Below are 22,761 nucleotides of genomic sequence, written 5' to 3'. Positions count from 1 at the left end.
GGGACCGATTCTCTAGCGGGCCGTTGTCGTGGCGGCGTCCTCGATGAGGTGGGTGACGGTGCCGGGGTGGGAGATCATCGCGACGTGGGAGCTGTTGATCTCGACGGTGTGCGAGTGGGCGCGCCGGGCCTCGAACCGCTCCAGCGGCGCGCCCAGCGCCTCGTCCTGCCTGGCGACCAGGGCCCAGGAGGGGATGGTGTGCCAGGCGGCGGCCGTGGCCGAGGAGGCGAACGCGGCGGCGGCGACGGGGCGCTGTTCGGCGCCCATCACTACGGTCTGGGAAGCGGGCAGGTCGGCTGCGAACACGGCCCGGAAGCGGGTGGGGTCGACGTACAGGTCCGAGCCGCCGGTGCCGTCGGAGTTGCTGAAGGGCACCGGGCGCAGGGCGGGGGCCAGTTCGTTGGTGCCGGGGAACTTGTCCGAGAGCGCGCTCAGCTTCTCGCCCTTGTCCGGGACGAGCGCCGCGATATAGACCAGGGCCTTGACCTGAGGGTCGCCGGCGGCGGCCTGGGAGATGACGGCGCCGCCGTAGGAGTGGCCCACCAGGACGACCGGTCCCTTGACACTGGCCAGGACGCCGGCGACGTAGGTGGAGTCCTCGGCCAGGCCGCGCAAGGGGTTGGCCGGAGCGATGACCGGGTAGCCGTCGCGCTGCAGCCGCTCGACCACGCCGTTCCAGCTCGAAGCGTCGGCGAAGGCGCCGTGCACCAGTACCACCGTGGGCCTGGGGGCGGCGCGGCTGGTGTGGGCGGAGGCCAACGGGATCAGGGACAGGCTGGCCGAAGCGGTGACAGCGGCGGTGATGACAAGGGTGCGCAGCCGGGGGCGAGGGAAGGACATGGTGGATCTCCTTACGTGGGAGTGGGGGGTGAGGGGGGAAGCCAGGGCAGGCGGTGCTCCATGGGCTGTCAGGACGAGGTCCAGCAGGTCGGCCGTGCCATGCAGTCGCTTGCGTGTGGAACCCCCTGGGCCGGAGGCTCGTGCGACCCGGCCCAGGGGGTGGCTGCGGGGAGGGGAGTGCGCTGGGCCCGCCAGGGCCGGGGCGCCGGTCAGACGGCCTGGCTGAGTGCCTGGAACTGGGCGTCGGTCAAGGTGACCTGCGCGGCCCGGGTGTTCTCCTCCAGGTGGGCCACGCGGGAGGTACCGGGGATGGGCAGCATCACCGGGGAGCGCCGCAGCAGCCAGGCCAGGGCCAGCTGGGAGGGGCTTGCAGCGTGCTCCTTGGCGAGCGTGTCCAGCGGGCCGCCCGGGCGCGCCAGCCGGCCGGTGGCCATCGGGAACCACGGGATGAAGCCCAGGTTTTCCCGCTCGGCGTACTCCAGAACGTCCTCGGCACCGCGATCGGCCAGGTTGTACAGGTTCTGCACGGAGACGATGTCCGCGATCTTCCGGGCTTCCTCGATCTGCTCCACGGTCACCTCTGACAGACCGATGTGGCGGATCTTGCCCTCCTGCTGCAGCAGGAGCAGCTCACCGACCTGGTCGGCCAGCGGGACCTTGGGGTCGACGCGATGCAGCTGGTAGAGATCGATCCGCTCCACGCCCAGGTGGCGCAGGCTCAGTTCGGTCTGCTGCCGCAGGTACTCGGGGCGGCCGAGCGCGCGCCAGTCGTCCGGGCCCGAGCGGGAGAGCCCGCCCTTGGTGGCGATCACCAGGTGCTGGGAGTACGGGTGCAGGGCCTTGCGGATGAGCTGCTCGCTGACGAACGGGCCGTAGGAGTCGGCGGTGTCGAAGAAGTTCACGCCCAGCTCGGCGGCCCGGCGCAGCACGCGCACGGCCTCCTCGGGGTCCTTGGGGTCGCCCCACACTCCGGGACCCGTCAACTGCATCGTGCCGTAGCCGAGCCGGTTGACGGGCAGGTCGCCGCCGAGGCGGTAGACCCCGGAGGAGTCGGCGGGGCGGGCGGTTTCCTGTGCCATGGTCTGCCTTCCTTATCGAATAAGCGTTCGTTGCAAAGTTCGGCGGGGTGCCAGCGTTCACGCGGCCCTCGACTCGGGGCATGGGATGTCACGCTGGCGTTCGGTCAGGCCGCCCCAGACTCCGTACGGCTGACGGGTGCTCAGTGCGAACGCGGTGCACATGTCGAGGACCGGGCAGGCGCGGCAGACTTCTACGGCGCGTTGTTCGCGCCTGCGTCGGCGGTGGCCGCGTTCGCCGGGAGGCGAGAAGAACACGGCCGATGCCATGCCCCGGCAGGCGGCGTCTGCCTGCCATTGCCAGGCGTCGAGCAGGGGGACGAGGGGACTGGCGTTCATGGTTGATGTCTTCTCCGCGGAAGTAGGAGGAGCGGGCGGGTGGTACGCGGGCGGGCAGGGGATGGCAGTTGCCGGGCTCCGGCCCGCCCGTGTGACGACTACGCAGCGAGGAACGTGACGACTAGGAAGCCAGGAAGTCGACGAGCGCGGTGTTGACCTGGTCCGCGTGGGTCCACAGCAGCCCGTGGGGGGCGTCGTCGATCTCGACGTACTGCGCGTCGGGCACCGCCTTGGTGAACTGGCGGCCGGTGGCGTCGATCGGCAGGATCCGGTCGGCGGTTCCCTGGAGGATGAGCGTCGGCACGTCGATCTTCGCGATGTCGGCGCGCATGTCGGTGTGCCAGCTGGGCACCACGGCCGAGGACGCGAACGGGGACATGCGCGTGGCGGTGACCCAACTGCCGCGTACCGCCTCCTCGCTGATGCGGGTGCCCAGGTTCACGTCGAGGTTGTAGAAGTCGTTGAAGAAGCTGGTGAACCAGGCGTACCGGTCCGACTCCGCGGCCGAGACGATCCCGTCGAACACGTCGGCGGGAAGGCCGGTGGGGTTGTCGGGGGTCTGCAGCAGGAACGGTTCGATGGGTGCCAGGAACGCGACCTTGCGCAGGTTGTCGGTGCCATGGGTGCCGATGTAGCGGCCGATCTCGCCGGTACCCATCGAGAAGCCGACCAGGGCGACGTCCTTGAGGCGCAACACGTCGAGCAGTACGTCGAGGTCGTTGGCGAAGGTGTCGAAGTCGTAGCCGGTGGTGGGCTGGCTGGACTGGCCGAAGCCCCGGCGGTCGTAGGTGATGACGCGGTGTCCGGCCTTGAGGAGCGCCGGGATCTGCAGCTCCCAGGACTTGCCGTCGAGCGGGTAGCCGTGGATCAGCACGACGGGGGAGCCCTCGCCGTGGTCCTCGTAGTACAGGTCGACGTCGGTGGTGTTTTCCTTGGCGACGGTGATGTAGGGCATGGCTTCGCTTCCTGAGTGGGTGGGGAAAGGGGAGGGGAGGGGAGGGGTGCCGGTTCAGCGGCGGCGCAGGGCCTGGACCGCGAAGGCGGCGACCTCGTGGTCCTGCGCGGGCGATCCGCCGCCGGCCCCCAGCGCCCCGACGACGACCCCGCGGGCGTCGGTGATCGGGACGCCGCCGGCGACGAAGGCCAGCGGGAGCGTGGTGGCGGTCTGGATCGAGGACAGCGGGGCGCCGGACTGCACGGCGGGGGCCAGGTCCGCGGTCGCGGCGCCGAAGTACACGGAGGTGCGGGCCTTGGCCCGGGAGGTGTCGATGGAGGCGAGCGCCGCACCGTCCATCCGGGTCACCAGCACGGTGTTGCCGCCGCCGTCGAGGACCGTGAAGGTGTACGGGACCCCGAGCTCAGTGGCCTTGTGGACGCCTGCGGCGGTGGCCGTGGCCGCGTCGTCCAGGGTGAGGATGACGGGCGAGATCTGCGTGAGGGGCATGGCCGTTCCTCTTCGGGTCGTGCCGGAGGTCGTGCCGGGTGGTGTCACTTCTCCTGGTAGGGGGCGGCCTTGGCGAGGTCGGGGCGGGTGACGGGGTGGCCGTCGATGGTCTGGTAGGTGGCGGCGGAGCGGCCGAGGGTGTCGAGGAGGGTGGCGGGGCCGGCGAAGGGCTTGCCGCCGATGTGCCAGCCGTCGGTGTGGAGTTCCTCGATGAGGACCCAGACGATCTCGCGGAAGGCCTCGGATCCCTCGAACTTGACCATGACCTCGGTGAGGGCGGCGGCCATGTCGTGCTTCTCCTGGGTGGTGAACACTCCGTCGACGAGCTTGACGTTGACGAACGGCATGGGGTGCTCCTTGGGTCGGGATGCGTTGTCCCTGCCGAGCGGCGGGGACAACTGAAGCGTCGCCCCGGGGGCATCCGGACCGCACCAGTCATCCGACCTGACTGCGAAGGGTCTTTGCGTGGCGCCGCCCTCGGGTCAGAGCCGCGCGGCCTACGGCGACACCCCCGCACCGGGTGCGCCGGGTACCGGTGACGAGCGCACCGGGCCGGTGCCCGTATCCGCCCAGGTGGGCCGGGGTCGGTGAAACCCGGGTCGGATGACTCATGCCCGGCCGTGGGGCGGCGACGACCATGGGTAAGGACGGCGCAGCCGCCGAATCCCCCACCGATGAAACGAGAAACCCCATGTCCGAGAAATCCAACAAGCAGCTGGTCGCGGAGGCGTTCGACGCCTGGGCCGCCGGTACTGGCGGAGTGTTCGACCTGCTGGCCGAGGACGCCGACTGGACCATCGTCGGCAACAGCGTCGCCTCCGGCACCTACCCCACCCGCAAGGCGTTCCTCGACGCGGTCATCTATCCGTTCAACGCCCGGATGAGCAGCCCGCTGGTGCCGTCCGTCCGCGCACTGTACGCCGACGGAGACACCGTGGTCGCCCTGTTCGACGCGAGCGCGACGGTGCGGGACGGATCGCGCTACGACAACACCTACGCCTGGTTCCTGACGATGCGTGACCAGCGGATCGTGAGCGCTGTCGCGTTCTTCGACAGCGTCGAGTTCAACGACTTCTGGGCCCGGGTCCAGCCCGCCTGACCCCTGCCGCCGTACCCCCCTTGACCGCCCCGTCCGAAGATCGGAAGTGCCCGCCATGTTCATCGTGATCCTGAACTACACCGCGCCGCTCGAAGAGATCGACCGCCACCTGGAGGCCCACAACGCCTGGCTGGAGGAGAACTACGCGGCCGGCCACTTCCTCGCCTCGGGCCGCCAGGACCCCAGGACGGGCGGCCTCGTCCTGGCCCGGGCCGCCGACCGCGAGGCACTGGGCCGGATCCTGGCCCTGGACCCGTTCGGCATCGCCGAGGTGGCCACGCACACGGTCATCGACTGGCGCCCGTCACGCGCGAGCGCCGAGGCCCAGTGGCTGCTGCAGCCGTGATCCCCGCGGCGACGACGTGCACGGGATCCGCCGCGCTCGGCACCCCGCGCACCCACCGCCGGGTACCGCACACAGGGCACGACCTCCCCCAGGAGAACCCCGCCGCCTTCACGGCGGCGGCCCTCGACCCGGCGACCCCGGCGCGAGCGGCCCGACCCCAGCTCCACCGCCCCGTATGACGGCGGCCACCACCCGCACCCACCGAAAGACAGTGACCATGCGTGCAGCCGTGCTCAGACAATTCGCCACCCCGCTGGAACTGGCCGACATCGCCAAGCCGGTGCCCGGCGCCGGCCAGGTCCTGGTCAGGATCGCCGCCAGCGGCGTGAACCCCCTGGACACCAAGATCCGCGCCGGTCAGGCAGCACACGCTCGTTCCGTCCTGCCCGCGGTGCTGGGCCTGGACCTGGCCGGCACTGTCGAGGAGGTCGGGCCGCAGGTGACCGGCTTCGCCGTCGGCGACGAGGTGTACGGGCTGAGTGGCGGTGTCGGTGACCTGCAGGGATCACTGGCGCAGTACGCCGCCGCCGACGCCCGCCTGCTTGCCCACAAGCCCGCCGCTCTGACCATGCGGCAGGCTGCGGCGCTGCCGCTGTCGGTCGTCACCGCGTGGGAGGGCCTGGTGGACCGGGCCGAGGTCGGCGCCGGGCACAAGGTCCTGGTGCACGGCGGAGCAGGCGGCATCGGTCACGTCGCGGTACAGATCGCCCGGGCCCGTGGCGCCGAGGTCTTCGCCACCGCCTCGGCCGCCCACGCCGAGACCGTCCGTGGGCTCGGCGCCACCGCGATCGACTACGCCGGCACCGAGGTGGAGGAGTACGTCGCCGCCCACACCGGTGGTGAAGGTTTCGACATCGTCTTCGACACTGTCGGAGGCGCCGTCCTGGACAACTCCTTCGCCGCGGTGCGCACTTACACCGGCCACGTCCTGAGCGCCCTGGGCTGGGGCAGCCACAGCCTGGCCCCGCTCTCCTTCCGCGGCGCCACCTACTCCGGGGTCTTCACCCTGCTGCCCATGCTCACCGGCAAGGGCCGCGAGCACCACGGCGAGATCCTGCGCGAAGCCGCCGCCCTGGCCGACGCCGGCCTGCTCAAGCCACTGCTGGACCCCCGCCGCTACACCCTGGACACGGTCACCCAGGCCCACACGGCCGTCGAGGACGGCTCGGCCCACGCCAAGATCGTCGTCGACATCGACGCCTGACCCAACGGCAACGAGCCCGCCAGCGCGACCAACGCGCTGCCGGGCTCCTTGCCGTTCAGCGCCTACTGCGGCGCGCGCCCGGGCTCCCTCGCCGTACCAGTCACCCGACCCGGCTGTTCTCCCTGGCTACGGAAACCTCGGATCATCGTGCTGCTCGCCCAGCGCGGTGAGCGCGTCGCGCAGGCCGGCGCGGGTGGTGACGCCGAGCTTGGGGAACACGTTGTACAGGTGCCCGCTGACGGTGCGGGCGGACAGGTGCAGCCGTTCGCCGATCGCCTTGTTCGTCAGCCCTGATGCCGCGAGCGTGGCGATCTGCAGCTCCTGCGGGGTGAGTTGGACCTGGCTCACGTCGGCCGGGCGGCGGGACAGGCCGGTGGCCCTCATCTCGTTCCTGGCGCGCTCGGCCCACGGCGCGGCCCGCAGCCGGTCGAACAGCCCCAGCGCCGCGACCAGTTGCACCCGTGACTCGACGGTGGCCCGCTCACGGCGCAGGTGCTCGCCGTACGCCAGCAGCACCCGCGCACGCTCGAAGGGCCACAGCTCCTCGGGCGCCGCCGCAAGGGCCCGCTCGAAGTGGGCGCTCGCCACCTCGCCCTCGGACACCAGCCCCTGGGCCCCCGCCACGAGCAGCGCCCAGCGGGAGGAGATCTTCGCGATGCCCATGCGCAGCATCGCGTCGACGAATTCCCGGGCCTGTTCGGTGCGGCCGGTCCGTACGGCCGCCTCGACCAGGTCGTAGGCCACGAACAGCTGCAGTTGCTGGGCGGTGCCGCCTTCCACGCCGCGCGGGCTGATCCTGACCGCCTCGGCGTACGCGGTCTCGTAGGCGCCGCGGCCGATGGCGGCGAGCGTCCGCACCCGGTACACGTGCTGCGGCACGATGAAGGCCTGGCGCGGGAGCGACCAGGACAGCATCCACTCCAGCGGCTCCTCCGCCACGTCCTGTTGGCCCAGTGCGGCGGCGGCCAGGGCCTTGCTGTACTTCAGGTACCAGACGAACTCCAGGTATCCGTAGGCCTCGACAAGTTCCAGGCCCTCCTCGGCGAAGCGCATCGTGTCGTCCCAGCGCCCGGCCAGGTAGCTCTCCCCGCACAACAGCATCAGCGCGTTGGTCACCGAGGCGACGGCACCCGCCTGCCTGCCTTCGCGCCACACCCGCAGGAGCGGTTCGCGCAGGTCGGCGAGGCGGTCCACGTCGTTGGCGACGTAGGCGACGCGGATGATCTGCCCGGGGTCGCGCTCGGTGGCCAGGGCCGCGATCTGCCGGTCGAGGGTGGCCAGTGCCTCGGGCGAGGCGGTGGCGGGGTTGGTGGCGATCTCGGAGCGGATCAGCACGGACTCCGGCAGCAGGTCGCGGTACCGCTCCACCAGCTTGCGGTAGGAGTCCCACATCTCCTTGCGCCCGTTGAGGGCGACGGTCAGCGACAGAATCCAGATCGCCGAGTTGACCTCCTCTGCGGCGGGCTCGACGTCCGGGGCTTGCAGCGCGGCGCTGATCACCCGGTACGCGGAGATGACGTCCCCGTCGGAGTACAGCAGCAGTGAAGCCGCCGCAGAGGCGGCGGCCAGCGAGCCCACGCCCGCGTGCACCCGCCGGGCATCGCTCAGCAGGCTCGACACCGACCGCAGGTCGCCCAGGACCTCTGCGGCGAAGTAAGCGGTCGCCGCCAGCCGTTGCGAGCGCTGCTGGAGGTCCGGACTCAGATCCGCCGAGCGGGTCATCGCCGCCACCGCGGCCGTAGGGTCCCCGCGCTTGAGGGCCTGGATCGCCTCGCGTTGCAGCAGGCTGGCCACCTCCTCGTCGGGACCGAAGGAGGCGTCCGCCAGGTGCCAGGCCCGGTGCCCCGGATCCAGCGCCCGGCCTTTGGCGAGCGCCCGGTGGGCTCTGCGCCGGGCCTCGGGCCCGGCCAGTTCGACCACCGCGGAGCGCACCAGCGGGTGGCGGAAGACCACCGTGTGCTGCTGGTCGACCACGACGATGCGTTCGTGTTCGGCGATGTCCAGCTGGGCCGCGGCACCGGAGCCCACCACACCCTCGTCGGACAGCGCCCGCCCCGAGCCGTCCAGAGCCAGCAGCAACAGCAGGTCCCGGGTCTCGGGCGCGAGTGCGGAGATGCGGGAGGTGAACGTCCGGCTGAGCCGCTCGGTCATTGGCAGTACGGCGGGCAGGGCATCGGCGGTCGGGTACCGGTCCGGGGTCAGCATGGCCGGCAGCTCGACCAGGGCGAGCGGGTTCCCCTGCGCCTCGGTGACGATGCGCCGGCGCACGGGCCCGGCCAGATCCGGGTAGCGGCCGATCAGCAGCGACTCGGCCGCCGCGTCGCCGAGGGAGCGGACGGTGAGGCTGCTGCCGTCACTGGTCGGCGGCTGCCCGGTGGTGCGGACCGCCGTCAGGACACGCACCGCGGTGTCGGCGACCCGTCGGGCCACGAACGCCAGCACGTCGGCGCTCGCGTCGTCGAGCCACTGGGTGTCGTCGACGATGACCACCAGCGGTTGCTCCTGCGCGGCGAGCAGGAGCAGCGACAGTGTCGCGGTCGCGATCAGGAGGCGCGAGGGAGTCGGGCCGTCGCCGAAGCCCAGTGCCACCCGCAGGGCGCTCTCGTGGGACGAGTCGAGCCGAGGGAACATCGGAGCCAGCGGCACCAGCAGTTGGTTGAGCCCCGCGAACGCGATATTGGCCTCGAACTCGGCCCCGGCCGCCCGCAGCGTCCGCATGCCGTTCTCCAGGGCAAGATCGGCGGCTGCGTCGAGCAATGCGGACTTGCCCACTCCGGGTTCGCCGAAGAGTGTGAGCGAGCCGCCCGACTTACCGGTGTCCTCGATGACGGCCTTGATGAGGTCCAGCTCGCCGGCACGTCCCGTCAGGCCGGACGCGGCCCGGCGGTGCTCGGGCCTTTCCCGCTCCGCGGTCATCGGGATGGCTCCTCTTGCCGTGTGAAACCTGTTGTCGATCACCTCACGGAAGCGCAAGGAGGTTGCGTAAGCGCACGGTGCGCAGGTCCTGGACGAGACGCGACCAGGGCGCCTCGCCGTCGCGACCACTGCATGACCATCCGCCGTGTTCGAAATCCCCCTTGGTTGTGCCAACCCTATGCGACGGCGCGCCGCACAGTCCCTCTGTCCGCGGGGTCGGGGAAGCGGGTGATTTGGCCCGAGCAGTGTCCGGTAGGTCCTGAACCGCCTGACGCATGCCCCGGCCAACGGGGTCGTCCGAGGGTCCCAGCGACCGAGACTGGTCTTTCCTCAAGACCCTGCATCGTGGACGGGCCATCACGGGAACCGTGACCGAGATCGCTGAAATGGGGGCCTCTCTGGAGCGACCTGCGGGAGATCCGGCATGTGTGCGAAGGGGTTGCCGAAGGCCGACAATCTCGGTGAACCTGCTTCCCGTCACCAGCAAGGGCCCTCCCGGTGGCCAGCCGGTGGCCGGACGCCTTTGGACGGCGCGGCATCAGGCGGTACGGGTCAACCTGCCACGCATGCTCTGATCAGGCACAACGTCACCACGCGGCACGACGAATCACAGGACGACACGATCGCTCATGGTCTCGTAATGCGTAGGTCGTCGGTTCGAATCCGACAGGGGGCTCATCCTGAAGGCCAGCTCAGACCCGTCTGAGCTGGCCTCTTTCGTTCAGCGGATACGGCGACGACGCTGCGCACGGGCCTCGCGGCGGTCCCCGGTCTCAGTTGCGGGCGCAGGTTCCGGGGCGGCCAGGAAGGCGTCTCCCATGCGGCGCAGGATGTCCATGATCGTGGGCATGGCGCCCCCGAGTTCGTTGAGGATCGTCCTGGACGAGCGCGGTCACCTGACCACGGGTGGTGCGTCCCGCCGCCCATTCGTGGTCGAGGTCGGTGAAGTCGTCGTCGATCCAGATGGCGGGTGCGTCGCCGAGCCAGGTATCGACGTCATCGCGTTTCCGGAGATACCCGTTGGGGTGGCTGGTGGTGATCTGCGGGCGTGGGAGGTCTACGCACGGCAGGGACGGGACACCGAGGAGCGGTCCGATCAGGTTGGTGGCGTCTTGGCGCCAACTGGTGCACCAGACAGGGGTGACCAGGCCGGTCCGGATCACCTGCATGAGCAAGGGGCCATGCGCAGGGCTGAGCCAGATGGTGACCGGGTCGTCAGCGCTCCGGTCAGCGGGCACGACATCGTGCCGGTTGTGGGTTGCCGGACTGGCCCCTTCGGCGTCCGGGAAAGGTATGAGGACGCCATCGACGTCGAGCAGGAGGCAGGGCGGGCGCATCGGTTTCTCCCAGGGGAGCCAGAGCTTGCGCGCGGTGATCAGCAGAGTGGTGGGCCGGCAGCCACCGTGGCGCGCGTCATGGAACTCCTCGGACGAGGTGAGCCAGAGCCCGGCGCGGTCGAGGTGTTGCTCCCAAGTGCCGGGAGCCGCCGAACTCGCCCGCCGCGCACGCGAAGCACTGGCCTAAGTTGCCCACCAACCGGCCGACGGAGGGGCACCAGCCGTGGCTCAGCGGACAACCGACGACCAGCCCAAAGCCCTGCCGCCCGCCCTCGAATCCATGACCCTGCTGGTCGCCGCCGTCATCGTCCACGGCAAAGCCACCAACCGTGTCGTCCTCCTCCAGCGCAGCCAGAACGCCAAGTTCGCCCAGGGCATGTGGGACCTCCCCGTCGGCAAGAGCGAACCCGGCGAGCCCGTCACCGAGACCGCGGTGCGCGAGCTGTACGAGGAGACCGGCCTGACCGTGAAGCCGGAGTCCCTGAAGGTCGCCCACATCATCCACGGCGCCTGGGGCGTCGAAGCCCCCAACGGCTTCCTCACCGTCGTCTTCGCCGCCCACGACTGGACCGGCGAACCGGAGAACCGCGAGCCACGTAGCTCGTCATCGCGTTCTACGAGCAGGCGTTCAACGACTACCAGCCGGAGGAGGCCGCCGCGCATCTCGGCGACCGGCGGGGATGAGGTAGACCGTGCCACCGAGGGGTGCTGACCCTTGCTCGCGCCTGGTGGTCGCCGTGTCCGTTTACGTGGTCGGCATGCAAGTGATCGGTACACCCCGAAGTGAGCCGAGGTAGCCACCTCGGCCCTCGCATGTGCGAATACTTGGCTAGCCACACGATTGCTGCTACGTTAATCATGTGGCTAGCCACACTTTCTCTGGAACTTCCCCCGCAGAACTGAGGAGACCCCATGGGTGTGCCGTCAGAGCGGGCCGTATTGCCTTGGAGGAGCGACCCCATGTCCCACGAGAACTCTCAAGTGAAGCCTCCGATCAATCAACGCGTGCTGACCCTCGGCATCACCCCTGATGCGCTTTCGCCGGACGATTTCCCGCCGGGGGTTGCGACGCTCGAAGAACTGGTCGCCATGAGGAAGCGCAACTGGGCCGCGCTCCGGGCCACGGGCATCGACGGCGAGGAGGGCTATGTCAGCCTGGACCCCGACGAGGCTGAGGCCGAGCTGCGCCGACTGTTCGACGGGCGCTCGTTCGGGGTGGTGCTCATCGGCGGCGGCATCAAGAACGTCCCGGAGTACACCGTCCTGTTCGAACGGATCGTCAACGTGCTCATCGACCTCCAGCCCGACATCCGGTTGAGCTTCAGCTCGCATCCGACGAACGTGCCCGAGGCGCTGCAACGCTGGCTCAAGAAGTCCTGACAGAGACGTCTCACGGAACTGGGCGTTGGACGCGGCGGTGAGTGATGAGGCAGGCGGCGAAGCCGAGGAGGGCTTCGTGGATGCCATCGCGTCGTTCCCAGCGGATCCGCAGCCGGCGCAAGCCCGTGCAGCCAGGCGATCGTCCGACTCCTCGCACAGTGAGTGGCGCCAGTCGCAAGCTCTCAGAGCCGGCAAGGTCGTCACAACCGTCAGCACCTACCCGCTCGACCGAGGGCCACGGCCCAGCCGGTCGGCGACGCCGGGCACGTGTGGGGCAAGCTCGTCCTGACCGTCGGCTGAGCGCGCCCGCCCACCGCTTCCCCAGGCGGCAGAGCGGCCTGCTACACCGACTACCCCACCCGCACTGGCTGAGGAACCGAACCATGCCCACCCCCGAACCCCGCATCCCCACGACGGCCGACGCAGGACCGATGAGCTACGCGATCTTCCAACTTGCCCGCTCCCACCGCGCCTACGCCGCCGCCCTGCTGCGCGAGATGGACCTGCATCTCGGACAGGAACTGGTGCTGATGCACCTCTTCGACCGGGACGGCCAGTCCCAGTCCGAGCTGCTCGAATGCCTCGGCGTGGACCACTCCACCATCTCCAAGGCGCTCCGCCGCATGCAGGACGCCGGCCTGCTCATCCGCGAGCCGGCCGCACACGACCGGCGCGTCATGGTGGTCCACCTCACCGACAAGGGCCGGGCGATGCGCGAGCCCATCACGGCCCTGTGGCAGACCCTGGAGGAGACCACCGCCCGGAATCTGTCGGAGCAGCAGGCGGAGTCCTTCGTCGAGACCGCCTATGCCATCACCGAGGCGATCAGCAACCGCGCGCTGCCCGAGGAAGAGTCCACCTGACTCCCCGGCGTACACCCCCTGCCCGCGTACGCCACACCACACATGAATAAGGGGCACGCGGACTGGGGTGCACAACGCCCCGCATGCGGCACGACCACCTCCAGCCAGGCCATGTCACCCACCCCGTACCGGCTGTTCCGGACGCGGCATGTGGCGGCGAGGCGCGCTACGGATGCGCCACCACGGCCCGCCTCCCCCAGCCCCGCCCGGCACGCGGGCGCCTGTGCCTGCAGCCACCGCCCACCAGCCTGATGGAAAGTGAGACTCCCATGCCTGCCACCGACTCAACCGCCCTCCCTGTCCTCGTCGTCGGGGCGACCGGCTCCCTGGGGAGCAAGGTCGTCGACGAACTCCTGGCGCGCGGCAAGAACGTCCGGGCTCTGGTGCGGCCGACCAGCGACGCCAGCCGGCTCGAAAGCCGGGGCGTTCAGATCGCCCGCGGCGACATGCTCGACATCGGCTCGCTCGTGGCCGCCATGAACGGCGCCGACGCCGTCATCACCACCGCCGCCGGCTACACCCGCGGCGGCAAGAACGCCAACGACATCGACACCATCGGCAACGCCAACCTCGCCGAGGCCGCCCACCGCACCGGCATCCGGCGGTTCGTCCTGACCAGCATCCTCACCAGCGACCAGACACCTCACGTCCCGCACTTCTGGCACAAGAAGCTCGCCGAGGACAAGCTCGAACAGCTCGGCGTCCCGTTCGTCGCCCTGCGCCCGGGGGCGTTCCTCGACCAGGTCGCGACCATGGCGGGCAACCCGCTCGACAAGGGCCGCCTGATCTGGATGTCCAAGGCCACCGTCCCGCTCACCTTCGTCCGCACCTCCGACCTCGCGGCGTACCTGGCAGCCGCGGTCGACGCCGACGCCGAGGCCGGTGAGCGCATCGACATCGGCTGGGACCGTCCGGTCAGCATGCGAGAGGTGGCCGACCTGATGGGCCACCGGGCCGGAAGGAAGATCAAGGTGTGGGCCGTCCCCTCCGTCGTCGTCCGCGCCGCAGGAGCCGTCGTCGGCCGCTTCAACCCGGTGGTCAAGGACATGGCCGCGATGTTCGGCTGGTTCGACACCGGACGCTACGTCGCCGACTCCCGCCGCCAGGAGCAGCTGTTCGGCCCCGTCCCCACGGCCGAGGACATCCTCGCCCGGTTCACCGACGAGCTGCGCACCGCACAGCACCGCTGACAGGCCCGCGTCCCATCCCTCGACGCCCGGCGGCCTGACCAGGACGCCTCGGGCCCGTCCCTCCTGGACCCGAGAACGGAGACACTCATGAACGGATCGACCTTGCAGACGTTCGCCGCCGAGTGCGCGCAGGAACTTCCCGCAGCCCGGCTAGAGCATCCCTTCGGCCCGGACTGGGAGGTCTTCAAGGTGCGCGGCAAGGTGTTCATGCTGATGACGGACGTCCCCGGGCGCCCCGTCGTGATCCTCAAGGCGGGCCCCGGCGAGGCCCAGGCTCTCCGTGAACACAACAGCCACATCACCCCCGGCTACCACATGAACAAGAGGCACTGGATCACGCTGGAGGGCGGGACAGGCGTCGACAACAACCTTGTCAGGGAGCTCGTCACCGACTCCTATCTGCTGGTCGTCTCCCACCTGCCCAAGGCCGAGCAGCCCGTCGACCCGCAGACCTACGGCACCAGCACTCGGGCGGTCCGGTGAGCGCGGCCGGTGACCGCCTCCAGGACACCGCCCGCAAGGCGGCCCTCGCCCTCCCCGACGTCAGCCACGGCCGCCCCTTCACCCCCGGACTCGACGTGTACAAGGTCGCGGACAAGGTGTTCCTGATCGTCACCGACGACCCGGACGACCAGATCATCACGGTCAAGAGTGAGCCCGAGCACGCGCGGGCACTGGAGCGCGGCTACGCCTCGATCACCCCGGGCCGCTTCCGGGATGAGCGGTGCGCCGGTGGCGGCCTGGGCGAGGGCTTCGGTCAGGGCTGTGGCGTCGCGGAGGGCGGTGTCGGCGCCGGCGCCACCGGCCGGGCTCATAACGCACTCGTGCCGCATCACAGGGGACCTGACCCTGTTGAATTCGACCTTGCGGACAGCCGCGTACCTCCCCGTGCTCGGGCGGCCCTGGCTGCGGCTGGCGACTCCGCTTTTCCGGAACGTTGCACTGTGAGTGAGTCAATAACTGTGTTTGTGAGGTGAGAGTTTGCCGGACCATGCGGCGAGAGTTTTTGTCGCAATGGGCGGAGTGGAATTGTTTGACCGGCGCGGGTCGTGGCGGCGTGCTACTGTTGATCTCAGTTGCAGTTTTGGTTCCCGAAACTTCAAGTGCTCCCACTCGGCTTCGGCCGGGGAGAGCGCTTTTGTATTTCCGGTCGTTTTCCGGGCGGGGTAATCATTGCGGCGACACGGTGTCCGCACAGTGTGGATTCCGATGTACTGCCCCGAAGGAGATATGACATGGCTGCTGGTACCGTGAAGTGGTTCAACGCGGAAAAGGGCTTCGGCTTCATCGAGCAGGACGGTGGCGGCGCTGACGTGTTCGCCCACTACTCGAACATTGCCGCCCAGGGTTTCCGCGAGCTGCAGGAAGGCCAGAAGGTGACCTTCGACATCGCGCAGGGCCAGAAGGGCCCGACGGCCGAGAACATCGTTCCGGCCTGACGCTGACGAACACTTTGTAGCTGGGGCCCGCATCCCTCGGGGTGCGGGCCCCAGCTACACGCGTTTTCCCGCAGCGGTTTCACCTGCGGGACGGCTCGGGGAAATCCCCAGCCTCACCACGTGCGGCTCATCCTTCAGAGACGCAGACGCAACCTGAAGAGCCGCACCGCAGTCGATGCCCGGATTGTGCGTCACTGTCACGTCGTTCATTTCAGCACCTGTGCCCGCGTGGGTTTCCGTCGGCCGGATCTGCTTTCTTTTGCCTTTTGCCTTTTTGTCATCGGTCCATACTTGTAGTTCTCCGCGCTGCTCAATGCTGCGGGAATTCCTTGATATGTGCCACATCGAGGAAGGTTCCGCATGAACCGCACACGTACGAACGACCGCTCCGCCCGCACCCGTAATGGCAGTGCCGACGCAGGAAAGGGCGGCAGCCGCTACGGCTCGTCGGCACCGCGCCGTTCCGGCGGGCCTGTCCGTTCCGGCGGTTACGGCCGCCGGCCCGCCGCGGTGCAGGGTGAGTTCGCGCTCCCTGAGACGATCACCCCCGCGCTGCCCGCCGCCCAGGGCTTCGCCGATCTCGACATGCCCGAGCAACTGCTGGCCGAACTCGGCAGGCAGGGTGTGAGCGCACCGTTCCCGATCCAGGGTGCGACGTTGCCGAACACGCTGGCGGGCCGTGACGTCCTGGGCCGCGGACGCACCGGTTCCGGCAAGACCCTCGCCTTCGGCCTCGCGCTGCTCGCCCGCACGGCCGGACAGCGTGCCGAGCCCCGCCAGCCGCTGGGACTGATCCTCGTACCGACGCGTGAGCTGGCGCAGCAGGTGACCGACGCGCTCACTCCGTACGCCCGCTCCGTCAGGCTGCGGCTCGCCACCGTGGTGGGCGGGATGTCGATCGGCAGGCAGGCCGGCGCGCTGCGAGGCGGTGCCGAGGTCGTCGTCGCGACCCCGGGCCGGCTCAAGGACCTCATCGACCGTGGCGACTGCCGTCTGAACCAGGTGGGCATCACGGTGCTGGACGAGGCCGATCAGATGGCCGACATGGGCTTCATGCCGCAGGTCACCGCACTGCTCGACCAGGTGCGTCCGGAGGGGCAGCGGATGCTGTTCTCCGCCACCTTGGACCGTAACGTCGACCTGCTGGTGCGCCGCTATCTCACCGACCCCGTCGTGCATTCGGTCGACCCGTCGGCCGGTGCGGTCACGACGATGGAGCACCACGTCCTGCACGTCCACGGCGCCGACAAGCACGCCGCCACGACCGAGATCGCCGCCCGCGAGGGCCGGGTGATCATGTTCCTGGACACCAAGCACGCCGTCGACCGGCTGACCCAGGACCTCCTCAACAGCGGGGTCCGGGCCGCCGCGCTGCACGGCGGCAAGTCGCAGCCGCAGCGCACCCGCACACTCGCCCAGTTCAAGACGGGGCATGTCAGCGTGTTGGTGGCGACCAATGTGGCGGCGCGAGGCATTCATGTCGACAACCTCGACCTGGTCGTCAACGTCGACCCGCCGACCGACCACAAGGACTACCTCCACCGCGGTGGCCGTACCGCGCGCGCCGGCGAGTCCGGCAGCGTCGTCACCCTCGTGACACCCGGCCAGCGACGCGGCATGGCCCGCCTCATGTCGGACGCCGGGATCCGGCCGCAGATCACCGAGGTCCGCTCCGGCGAGGCTGAACTGAACCGCATCACCGGTGCCCAGGCTCCGTCCGGCATCCCGGTCGTCATCACCGCACCCGTGGCCGAACGCCCCAAGCGCAGCGCCTCCTCCAGGGGCCGGCGCCGCCCCTCGTCGGGTGCCCGGCGCGGGCCCGTACGCCAGTCCGTCGTCGGTGCGGCGGCCTAGAACCTTCGTGATCAGGAACCTGGCCCATCTCCGCAGGAGGCATCTTTTGACGCTGGTTCAGACGCAGCCCCGCCCGGCGAACGCCGGCCCTGTGCACAGGACGCCGGCTGAGGTCGTGGAGATGGCCGGACCACAGGTCTGGGACGACATGAGCGTCGAGGTGGCGCTGTCCGTCATGACCGCCGCCCGCACGGGCCGGCTGGTCGTCTGCGATCAGGACGGCCAGTGCATCGGCCTGGTCACCCGGACCGAACTCACCGCCGTGCGCGACAACTCCGCTTACACGGACCGCGTCCGCCTGCGCGACATCCTCGGCGACCACCGGTCGTCCACGTCACCCGTGATGACGATGGCCGAAGCCGAGCACGCGATGCGCTCCCGTCGGCTCGGTGCCCTGCCAGTGGCCGACGGGCAAGGTGGCGCCCTGGGCGTCCTCGCCCTCTCCCGCTGATCCGCCTCACCCTGGTCGAACCGTTCTCCCCTTCTCCCTGTGAGGCCCCATGCGCTGCGTCATCGCCCGTTTCCCCTTCGAGCTCACCAAGAGCGGTGTGCTGGAATCGATGAAGGGCATCAAGCCCGAGCAGGTCATGGGTGAGTCCGTGATCATCGGCCGCCGTCACTACCCCGTCAAGCAGGTCGGCCAGGTCATCACCCGCCAGGACCGCCGCGACTTCAGCGCCGACGAAGTCCGCCGGGCGATGACCAAGCTCGGCTTCACCTGCCGCGCCCTCCCCAAGGCCGTACCCGTAGGCATCCTCGGCTCGCTCCGGCAGGCTTCCGCGATGCTCGGCACTCCCGTGTCCGTCTGACCGACGCGACAGGCACGCGCCGACACCTGAACAGCAGTGGGCCCGGCCGACACAAGTCGGCCGGGCCCACTGCGTGCGACGGGTTCCCGTCGCCGTGGTTCCTCAGCGGCCGGAATATCAGTGGTCGGAATAGCTGAAGTCGCCCACGGTCCAGGCGCTGACGTCGTCGATCGCGACCCGGTACATCCCGCCCGTCTCCGGGATCCCCACCGTGCCCTGAAGAATTCGGGCGACGTGGAAGTGCAGATGAGTGGGTGGCCCGTCCTCCTTCGCGGGGGTGTCGAACACGGCGGAGAACTCTCCCAGGCGGGCGGAATCCGTCAGAACCTCCGACACCCTCCGCCTCCACACGGCTTCGGGAGCCAGCCGGCCGGTGATGACAGCGCCGCCGGTGACCACGGTCAGGGACATCTGGTTGCTCTGCCCGGACTCCACCACGGTGGCGACGTCAACGAGCAGCTCGTCATGCTTCGACATGGGTCGGATTGTATTTGCCGGCCATCCGGCTGCTTCAGCGGTGGCGTTACCGGGCGAGGACGGCGCTCACGGTCTTGCCGCCGACCGCCGACCGCCGACCGCCGACCGCCTGCCGCCTGGCGGGTGACCGCGGTGGTACGTGCGAGACGGTTGACCATGGGCCGGCCGAAGCCTCCGGTGCCGTCGTGCAGGCCGGGGGTGCGCATGCGCGGCGCCTGCGGGCTGTGGTCGTGCACGGTCACCTTGATGCTGTCCGGGTGTGCGGTCGTCCAGTGTGCAGGTGCCGCCGCCGTGACGCAGGGCGTTGGTGACGAGCTCCGAGACGATCAGGACCACGGTGTCGGCATCCTCGGCTGCGATCGGAAGGTGGAGACCTCCGAGGAAGTCCCGGGTGCTTTCGCGTGCGCCGGCGACGGAGGTCGCGGAGCGGACGGTCGCGACGTCGACGCTCATGGTGTTCATCAGGTCTCCCCGGTCGCTGGATCGTCGATGTCCGGTTCTGCCTGCCGTGTCGCGTTCCCCCGCCTGTGGCCCGTTGGCCAGGCGCTGACGGCCGTTCCGCCTGTGCCTGCCGCTGTTCGAGGTCGATTGCCTCTCTGTCGAACGCGCGGAAATCTATGTTTGTCGGAGTAGACATTGGGACGGGGGCGTGGTTATGGTTCTCTCGTAGCCCAGCGAGACAGCAGGGCCTGGCAGACACGAACTGCCGGGCGGCAGTACATGCAAGTGCAGTGCGCAGGACGGTGCGGTGGTGGAGTCGCGAAGCCAGAGCGGTTGCAGGACGGCGACGCGGCTGACGACCGGACCGGGTGGCCCGCAGTGATCAGGGGCCGCCGTCAGCAGGACCGCAGTGGCAGTACCTGTACACGCAGTTCGCAGGACCCAGCAGTGAAGTAAGTGAGCAGCACCTCGGTGAAGGCGTCGGCTGCGGACGCGCGCACCGGGAGGTTCGGCAGTGGGGTTCCAAGCCAGAGCAGACGCAGGACGGGCGACGGGGCTGGCTGCCGGAGAGTGGCGCTGTCACAGGCCGCTGAGCAGTTCGCATCATCAGCAGTACGTATCACCAGCAGTGCGCAGTACCCCACTTGTAAGCAGTTGATCCCAGAGGGAAGAACGGAGGAGCCGAGCGCCATCAGGATCGCCCGGGCCGACATTTGAACCCGGGTACCGCAGGACATCGATAGTGAGGTGGTCTCCGGTCAAGCAACCGCGATCCCAGCACCCGCGACAGCGTTCAGGTCCGGGCTGCGGAAACAGAGGGCCGGCGCCCTGTCAGGGCCGGCAGATGGTGTAGCAGTTCCTTCGGGGCCTTGGTGCCAAATGGCACCAAGGCCCCTCGACGCGTTCCACAGAGAGGTGCAAATGACAGCAGACGACTCCTTCGGCCGTATCGACGACGACGATTACCCCGCCTACACGATGGGCGGAGCCGCCGAGCTGCTCGGCACCACGCAGGGCTTCCTCCGCGCCCTCGGCGAAGCCCGCCTGATCACGCCGCTCCGCTCCACCGGCGGCCACCGCCGCTACTCCCGCTACCAGCTGCGCATCGCCGCCCGCGCCCGGGAACTCGTCGACCACGGGACCCCCATCGAGGCCGCCTGCCGCATCATCATCCTCGAAGACCAGCTCGAAGAAGCCAAGCGCATCAACGAAGAACACCGCCGTACCGCAGAATCGGGGAACCCGACGACCACGGCCTGAGACAGGGGCCCGCCGGAATCGGCGGGCACCCCCGTAGACCCGGTCCTGGTATCCGGCGTGATCGCTTTCCCTGGTGACGCGGAGTGTGGGCGTGTAGCGTCTGCGTCAGCTGTCGTGGTTCGGAGTTCCCTATGGCTCACGCTCTTGGCGTGGGCGTTTTGCTGTGCTGTGCCGCAGGGACCAGGGCGATCACCTCCGCCTTCCACATGGAGTGGGAGGCGTTCATCGACTGGAAGGCATGAGACATGGCTACGGGAACTGTGAAGTGGTTCAACGCGGAGAAGGGCTTCGGCTTCATCGCCCAGGACGGCGGCGGTCCGGACGTCTTCGCGCACTACTCGGCGATCAACTCCTCGGGCTTCCGTGAGCTCCAGGAGGGCCAGGTCGTGACGTTCGACGTCACCCAGGGCCAGAAGGGCCCTCAGGCCGAAAACATCAACCCGGCCTGACCTCGCAGCCCTGCCCGAGGGATCGCGCACGCCGCGTCCGTGACTGCCGCCCACTGCGCGCGCCGTGCTGCTCACCCGGACATGGGGACCGGCTCTCGTGCCGGGCGTCGACAGGACCTGTGGTGCAGGGGATCAGGGCCGCGCAGCAATGGCCGCGCGGCCCTGATCTGTTGAAGTGAATCCCGGGCCGGCCTGGCGGGCCTGTTCGGCGAGGTCGGCACCGGCCCGCCGTGCCCGGCGCAGGGCGCCCACCAGGAGGGTGGCCAGCAGCGCAACGTCGACATCGTGGCCCATGGCGTCGGTGACGGAGAGCTGGACGGTGTCCCGGTCGATGACGTGGTCGAAGGTGTCACCCCCGACGTGGTCGGCCGGCTCCAGCGCCCCGGCCACGGCGAACTGCGCGGCCTCGCACGCCGGCGAAGCCGGGAGCAGCCGATGCTGGATCTCCGCGACCGGGCTCAGCGGAGTGGTACGGCGGCCCCACTGGTACACGTCGGTGAAGGACCGGTTCGCGTTGATCCCTTGAGTTCGCCGACCCTTGTCATGAGCGACCTGGCGGATGTTGTCGGGGCGGCTGTGGAACTCGCGGAACCCTCCCCGGACGTTCCGGATGTCTTGGACGATCCGACGCAGGCGGCCTTGGCCCGCAAGATCGAGCAGGTTCGCAGGGCCCAGGCGGACGGGATCCTGGACCCCGCATGGGATCCGGTCGACATCCTCGGCCTGCGTCAGCCAGATCGCCACGACCTGGCTGACGCAGACGGAACTGCGCCCGATGGCGGCGCGGAAGGCACGTACCCCCACCACTGCCACTCGCCGGGCCGCCGTGGTGGAGGCGGTCCAGCGCCCCTTCCCGGCACACGCCACCACGCCACCCACCCCCTGATCCCAGGACAGGGCGTTCTCGCGGAGCGCTCGCTTCGAACACCAGGCCGGCGACGTGCCCCGGGAGCCGCTGAGGCCGACCAGGGACGAAGAATGCCGCAAGGGTCCTGTCGAGCGACGCTGAAAATGCCGACGGGTTCAGCACCCAATGAGGGGCGTCGCGACCGAGGCAGGCCGAGCCCCCGCCCCTGTCCGCACCGTGGCTACTGGCGGAACCGGGCGCGGGCCAGGACGCGGCGAGTGCCGTCGAGAATCCGCCGAGCACGCTCTTCCGGCGGGACTCCGGCCTGCTTGAGACTGCGCAACGGGACTTCGGCGCTCACCGTGGTCTGCGGAGGCATGAGCGACACCACTTCCTCCAGCGCCAGCTCCCCGTGCCCGGGAATGGCCCGCTCATGAACCGCCTCGTCCAGGTAGGCCGCAAAGCCCTCAGAGGCACGGGGGCCGTCACTCAGCTGGCAGTAGCCGATGAGTTGCTGGTCCATCCTCCGAATGTCGTCCGGCCCCTCTCCGGCCCGCGCGAGATGGAGCGTGTCCACGAGAATCTTGAGATTTGGCTGATCGAGCTGTTCCACCAGGCGGACCGCCGCTGCGAGGGACGGCACGTGCGAGAGCGGTGTGAACTCGATGAGTACGTTCACCTGGGCTGCCCGAGCAACCTGACAGAACTCTCCCAGGACGTCCTGGATTCGATCCGGATCGCGCTGAACGGCCGGGTCGGGCTCGAACGCACAGACATTGGCCAGGGGTGCTCCCAGTTCGGCGAGAACGTCCAGTCGGCGCCCGAGGGAATCCGGGTCCGATTTCGGCGATACGAGGAATCCGTCACCCATTGCAACCGAGATATTCAACGCATCGAGTCGCGTGAGAGCCTCACGTAGCTCCCTCCGGTCATGGACGCCTGGATGCGTGACGCTCAGACAGATCGTCGCGGCGCCACCGGCGGCTGCCGCACCGACGAAAACCGGCAGGGGCTCCTCGCGAAGGCTGAGGTGCTCGAGACCGACGGATGGGCCATGCCTTTCGTGCACGCTCAGGCGGTTCATGTTCACCTTCCTCAGAAGAGGATACTGAAATAGGGATCTGAGCGTATGAGTGATCCGGGTGAGCGAC

26 protein-coding genes and 3 pseudogenes are annotated in these 22,761 nt (G+C 69.4%); 16 read left to right on the top strand and 13 right to left on the bottom strand.

Annotated elements, in window-relative coordinates:
* Positions 1–12 precede the first annotated feature (12 nt).
* The 6 genes from OG223_RS24325 to OG223_RS24300 all read right to left on the bottom strand — a co-directional run bounded on the left by OG223_RS24325 (position 13) and on the right by OG223_RS24300 (position 4,046).
* Positions 13–840, bottom strand: coding sequence for an alpha/beta fold hydrolase (locus OG223_RS24325; protein ID WP_329252422.1), 828 nt, complete (start codon positions 838–840; stop codon positions 13–15).
* Between the two features lie 209 nt (positions 841–1,049).
* Entirely contained in the window at positions 1,050–1,919 is an 870-nt protein-coding gene (locus tag OG223_RS24320; RefSeq protein ID WP_329252419.1) for an aldo/keto reductase, read from the bottom strand.
* A 57-nt stretch (positions 1,920–1,976) separates the two neighbouring features.
* Positions 1,977–2,255, bottom strand: a complete 279-nt coding sequence (locus OG223_RS24315) for a WhiB family transcriptional regulator (RefSeq protein WP_329252416.1) — start codon at positions 2,253–2,255, stop codon at positions 1,977–1,979.
* Between the two features lie 121 nt (positions 2,256–2,376).
* Positions 2,377–3,210 (bottom strand): alpha/beta fold hydrolase, encoded by an 834-nt coding sequence (locus OG223_RS24310; protein WP_329252412.1) that lies wholly within the window; start codon positions 3,208–3,210, stop codon positions 2,377–2,379.
* 54 nt (positions 3,211–3,264) lie between these two features.
* A complete protein-coding gene (locus tag OG223_RS24305; RefSeq protein ID WP_329252409.1) occupies positions 3,265–3,699 on the bottom strand; it encodes a GlcG/HbpS family heme-binding protein in 435 nt (144 codons plus the stop codon).
* Between the two features lie 44 nt (positions 3,700–3,743).
* Positions 3,744–4,046: a tautomerase family protein gene (locus tag OG223_RS24300; protein ID WP_019064730.1), complete on the bottom strand. Its 303-nt coding sequence runs from the start codon at positions 4,044–4,046 to the stop codon at positions 3,744–3,746.
* 344 nt (positions 4,047–4,390) lie between these two features.
* Between OG223_RS24300 and OG223_RS24295 the strand changes: the two genes are divergently transcribed.
* The 4 genes from OG223_RS24295 to OG223_RS24280 are packed head-to-tail and all read left to right on the top strand — an operon-like array spanning position 4,391 to position 6,348.
* Positions 4,391–4,798: a nuclear transport factor 2 family protein gene (locus OG223_RS24295; protein WP_329252402.1), complete on the top strand. Its 408-nt coding sequence runs from the start codon at positions 4,391–4,393 to the stop codon at positions 4,796–4,798.
* 55 nt (positions 4,799–4,853) lie between these two features.
* Positions 4,854–5,144, top strand: a complete 291-nt coding sequence (locus OG223_RS24290; protein ID WP_329252399.1) for a YciI family protein — start codon at positions 4,854–4,856, stop codon at positions 5,142–5,144.
* Positions 5,141–5,323 carry a hypothetical protein gene (locus OG223_RS24285; RefSeq protein WP_329252396.1) on the top strand — a complete coding sequence of 61 codons (183 nt, stop codon included), beginning with the start codon at positions 5,141–5,143 and terminating at the stop codon, positions 5,321–5,323. Before OG223_RS24290 ends, OG223_RS24285 begins: the two co-directional genes overlap by 4 nt.
* A gap of 50 nt (positions 5,324–5,373) precedes the next feature.
* On the top strand, positions 5,374–6,348 hold the full coding sequence (locus tag OG223_RS24280; RefSeq protein WP_329252393.1) for a zinc-dependent alcohol dehydrogenase family protein: 975 nt from the start codon (positions 5,374–5,376) through the stop codon (positions 6,346–6,348).
* A gap of 126 nt (positions 6,349–6,474) precedes the next feature.
* On the opposite strand, the gene OG223_RS24275 is transcribed toward OG223_RS24280, so the two are convergent.
* On the bottom strand, positions 6,475–9,264 hold the full coding sequence (locus OG223_RS24275) for a helix-turn-helix transcriptional regulator (RefSeq protein WP_329252390.1): 2,790 nt from the start codon (positions 9,262–9,264) through the stop codon (positions 6,475–6,477).
* A 773-nt stretch (positions 9,265–10,037) separates the two neighbouring features.
* Positions 10,038–10,601, bottom strand: a complete 564-nt coding sequence (locus OG223_RS24270; RefSeq protein ID WP_329252387.1) for a hypothetical protein — start codon at positions 10,599–10,601, stop codon at positions 10,038–10,040.
* Positions 10,602–10,824: 223 nt separating this feature from the next.
* On the opposite strand from OG223_RS24270, the gene OG223_RS24265 reads away from it, so the two are divergent.
* Positions 10,825–11,313 (top strand): NUDIX domain-containing protein, encoded by a 489-nt coding sequence (locus OG223_RS24265; RefSeq protein WP_329252384.1) that lies wholly within the window; start codon positions 10,825–10,827, stop codon positions 11,311–11,313.
* A 248-nt stretch (positions 11,314–11,561) separates the two neighbouring features.
* Positions 11,562–11,981 carry a hypothetical protein gene (locus tag OG223_RS24260; RefSeq protein ID WP_329252382.1) on the top strand — a complete coding sequence of 140 codons (420 nt, stop codon included), beginning with the start codon at positions 11,562–11,564 and terminating at the stop codon, positions 11,979–11,981.
* A gap of 10 nt (positions 11,982–11,991) precedes the next feature.
* Here the strand turns inward: OG223_RS24260 and OG223_RS24255 are convergent.
* Positions 11,992–12,127, bottom strand: a pseudogene (locus OG223_RS24255) (IS5/IS1182 family transposase); the annotation flags it as partial.
* A gap of 237 nt (positions 12,128–12,364) precedes the next feature.
* On the opposite strand from OG223_RS24255, the gene OG223_RS24250 reads away from it, so the two are divergent.
* The 8 genes from OG223_RS24250 to OG223_RS24215 all read left to right on the top strand — a co-directional run bounded on the left by OG223_RS24250 (position 12,365) and on the right by OG223_RS24215 (position 18,136).
* Positions 12,365–12,844, top strand: coding sequence for a MarR family winged helix-turn-helix transcriptional regulator (locus tag OG223_RS24250; RefSeq protein ID WP_329252377.1), 480 nt, complete (start codon positions 12,365–12,367; stop codon positions 12,842–12,844).
* Between the two features lie 269 nt (positions 12,845–13,113).
* Positions 13,114–14,034: an SDR family oxidoreductase gene (locus tag OG223_RS24245; protein WP_329252372.1), complete on the top strand. Its 921-nt coding sequence runs from the start codon at positions 13,114–13,116 to the stop codon at positions 14,032–14,034.
* An 87-nt stretch (positions 14,035–14,121) separates the two neighbouring features.
* Complete coding sequence (locus OG223_RS24240; protein WP_329252369.1) at positions 14,122–14,517, top strand: MmcQ/YjbR family DNA-binding protein; 396 nt, start codon at positions 14,122–14,124, stop codon at positions 14,515–14,517.
* A complete protein-coding gene (locus OG223_RS24235; RefSeq protein ID WP_329252366.1) occupies positions 14,514–15,011 on the top strand; it encodes an MmcQ/YjbR family DNA-binding protein in 498 nt (165 codons plus the stop codon). The genes OG223_RS24240 and OG223_RS24235 overlap by 4 nt, the downstream gene beginning before the upstream one ends.
* A 258-nt stretch (positions 15,012–15,269) precedes the next feature.
* Positions 15,270–15,473, top strand: coding sequence for a cold-shock protein (locus OG223_RS24230; protein WP_055611897.1), 204 nt, complete (start codon positions 15,270–15,272; stop codon positions 15,471–15,473).
* 360 nt (positions 15,474–15,833) lie between these two features.
* Positions 15,834–17,327 carry a DEAD/DEAH box helicase gene (locus OG223_RS24225; RefSeq protein ID WP_329252362.1) on the top strand — a complete coding sequence of 498 codons (1,494 nt, stop codon included), beginning with the start codon at positions 15,834–15,836 and terminating at the stop codon, positions 17,325–17,327.
* Positions 17,328–17,373: 46 nt separating this feature from the next.
* Positions 17,374–17,778, top strand: coding sequence for a CBS domain-containing protein (locus OG223_RS24220; protein WP_329252359.1), 405 nt, complete (start codon positions 17,374–17,376; stop codon positions 17,776–17,778).
* 49 nt (positions 17,779–17,827) lie between these two features.
* Positions 17,828–18,136: an SCO5918 family protein gene (locus OG223_RS24215; RefSeq protein WP_329252356.1), complete on the top strand. Its 309-nt coding sequence runs from the start codon at positions 17,828–17,830 to the stop codon at positions 18,134–18,136.
* A gap of 117 nt (positions 18,137–18,253) precedes the next feature.
* Here OG223_RS24215 and OG223_RS24210 read toward each other — a convergent pair whose 3' ends face one another.
* Both OG223_RS24210 and OG223_RS24205 read right to left on the bottom strand, forming a co-directional pair.
* The gene (locus OG223_RS24210) at positions 18,254–18,613 is read right to left on the bottom strand and encodes a hypothetical protein (RefSeq protein ID WP_200677240.1); all 360 of its coding nucleotides are present in this window, start codon (positions 18,611–18,613) and stop codon (positions 18,254–18,256) included.
* 101 nt (positions 18,614–18,714) lie between these two features.
* Positions 18,715–19,075: pseudogene (locus OG223_RS24205) on the bottom strand (ATP-binding protein); the annotation flags it as partial.
* 900 nt (positions 19,076–19,975) lie between these two features.
* Here OG223_RS24205 and OG223_RS24200 point away from each other — a divergent pair.
* Both OG223_RS24200 and OG223_RS24195 read left to right on the top strand, forming a co-directional pair.
* Positions 19,976–20,314: a MerR family transcriptional regulator gene (locus OG223_RS24200; protein ID WP_329252352.1), complete on the top strand. Its 339-nt coding sequence runs from the start codon at positions 19,976–19,978 to the stop codon at positions 20,312–20,314.
* 245 nt (positions 20,315–20,559) lie between these two features.
* Positions 20,560–20,763, top strand: a complete 204-nt coding sequence (locus OG223_RS24195; protein WP_008735947.1) for a cold-shock protein — start codon at positions 20,560–20,562, stop codon at positions 20,761–20,763.
* Positions 20,764–20,952: 189 nt separating this feature from the next.
* On the opposite strand, the pseudogene OG223_RS53970 reads toward OG223_RS24195, so the two are convergent.
* Positions 20,953–21,279, bottom strand: a pseudogene (locus OG223_RS53970) (SpoIIE family protein phosphatase); the annotation flags it as partial.
* Between the two features lie 572 nt (positions 21,280–21,851).
* Complete coding sequence (locus tag OG223_RS24185) at positions 21,852–22,694, bottom strand: sugar phosphate isomerase/epimerase family protein (RefSeq protein ID WP_329252349.1); 843 nt, start codon at positions 22,692–22,694, stop codon at positions 21,852–21,854.
* Positions 22,695–22,761: the final 67 nt, after the last annotated feature.

The sequence above is a fragment of the Streptomyces sp. NBC_01478 genome (assembly GCF_036227225.1).
GTDB lineage: Bacteria > Actinomycetota > Actinomycetes > Streptomycetales > Streptomycetaceae > Streptomyces.
Note: the sequence above shows the minus strand (reverse complement) of the source record. Positions and strands in the feature narration are given on the sequence as shown.